The 2,116-nt window shown below is 54.0% G+C and carries 2 protein-coding genes; both read left to right on the plus strand.

Features of this window, described 5'->3' with window-relative positions:
- Positions 1-1,201: transglutaminase-like domain-containing protein (locus WBM60_RS02675; protein ID WP_424282739.1), on the plus strand; the 1,201-nt coding region annotated here is incomplete at its 5' end.
- A gap of 114 nt (positions 1,202-1,315) precedes the next feature.
- The coding region (locus WBM60_RS02680; protein ID WP_424282740.1) for a hypothetical protein at positions 1,316-2,116 on the plus strand (801 nt) is incomplete at its 3' end.

Raw genomic sequence — 2,116 nt, forward strand, 5'->3', positions numbered from 1 at the left:
GGGTTTTGACCGGGTGGCCGACGACCTGTCCCTCATCCGCTTTGACTACGCATTCGACATAGACGGCAATCATCTGAGTCTGAGCGGTCAACGGTTGGCAAATCAGCTGACCGTTATTGTTCGGAGCCGGGGAGAATCCACACCGCAAGTCATACCACTGGAAACACAAATTTATCCCGCTAGTGCCATTGGCCTCTACCCGTTTCTTCACGGGCTGGAAGTCGGCCGACGGTACCATTACACGGTTTACGATGGGCAGACGCAGAAACTGGCGCCTGTAGTCCAGGAGATTTTGGCCTATGAGGAAAGCGAGCTGTTCCGGGGACCGGCATTTAAAATTAGAACTCGGTTCCAGGGTGGAACGGTGACAACCTGGATGAACGACCGCGGAGAACCGCTGCTGGAAATGTCCTTGAACGGAGTCGTCATCTCGGTCCTTGAAAGCGAAGATGTCGCCCGGAAATACCTCGCACAAGCGGCCCTCAACAAAGACGAAAACATGCTGGAATTCAGTCTGATTAAATGTGATACGGTCATCAGCGATCCGGACCGGATTCATACGCTGATCGTCCACATTTCGGGACTGTCTGACTCGGTCGCCCTGCCGAATAACGGCCGGCAGGTGTGCACACACAGTAGAAACGGATCGATCTGTCGTTTATCAACGTCTCCCGAACCAGGCAACCAGGGCCCGGTACCGCTGGATGTTGAAGCTCTTTCGCGCTATCTGGCACCCACGATTGCCATTTCAGCCCAACACCCTCAAATCAGCAGTTTGGCTCAAAAAATCGTTGCGGGTGCGGATGGGGATCCTCAACGCATTCAAGCCTTGTTAGACTGGATCCACCAAAACATCGCAAGGGAACCGGTCGATGTGTTCACGGCGCTGGACGTCCTGAAGGGCGGCCGGGCCGAATGCCAGGGACACGCTTTACTGTATGCGGCTTTTGCCCGCACCTTGGGTATTCCCACCCGCATCGTCAATGGAATTGTCTATGCCCCCGACTTTCGCGGTTTCCTCTATCACAGCTGGAACGAGAGTATCGTCGACGGTCGGTGGGTGGCCGTCGACCCGACCCTTGGCCAAATACCGGCCGATGCAACCCACATCAAATTATTGGAAGGCCAGAACTTGTCCGATTTGATGCCTCTCGTCGATATGATCGGACAACTGAAGGTCCGAATCCTATCCACCGAATGAATTCGGTTATCGTCATCCCGCCTGCAGTTGGAAAAGTCCTGATGCGTGTGATACAAACATTCATCTTGAACCTTGTTTTTGAGTAAGCCTTTAGACGCTTTAACAGGAGGTCAAATGTCGATGACCGACCCAGGCCTTACCTTCGAATTTCGCCGGATTACGGCCACCTTTATCGATCCTTTCGGCCAGCGGGTCGAAAAACCGATCGAGATTCGAACCCATCCGATTTCCGGACGTTCTTGCCGGATCGCCTTCAGCCGCGTAAACGAAAAAGATGTCGGCAACGAGGAGTTGCCGGAGCCGCCGCCCGACCAAGACAATCGGGCGGCCTGTCCATTCTGCCAGCCTCAAGTAACCGCGAAGACACCCCGCCTCGACCCTGATCTGGCACCGGATGGCCGTATGATGCAGGGGGATTCCCTGTTGTTTCCAAACCTTTATCCTTATGGTAACCATTCCGCCGTCAGCTTGTTCAATGATGATCATTTCGTTGAAATCGGCACGGCATCCCTTCCCTCATATACCGACAGCCTTCTCAATTGCCGCAATTATTTAGAACGTGTTCAAAACCATGATCCTCTGGCGGTCTACACGGCCATCACTCAAAACCACCTGCCGTCAGCCGGCGGTTCGCTGCTGCACCCTCATCTGCAGATCAACGCCGATCGAGTCGCCTCCAATCACCACCGATTTTTAAAGCAAAAAACAGAACAATTCCATCGAGACACCAACCGGGAACTCTTCTCCATCTACCTTGAACACGAAAAAGAAGAAGGGGCACGCTACATCGGGCGAACCGGCCCCTGGGAATGGACGGCGGCCTTTGCGCCGGAAGGATTTTTCGAAATCTGGGGTATTATGCCCGGCGCCCATTCAGTGGTCGCATTAGCATCACGTCAATGGGAGGATCTGGCA

This window comes from Eudoraea sp., assembly GCF_049669105.1.
In the GTDB taxonomy this organism is placed as follows: Bacteria; Bacteroidota; Bacteroidia; order Flavobacteriales; family Flavobacteriaceae; genus Eudoraea.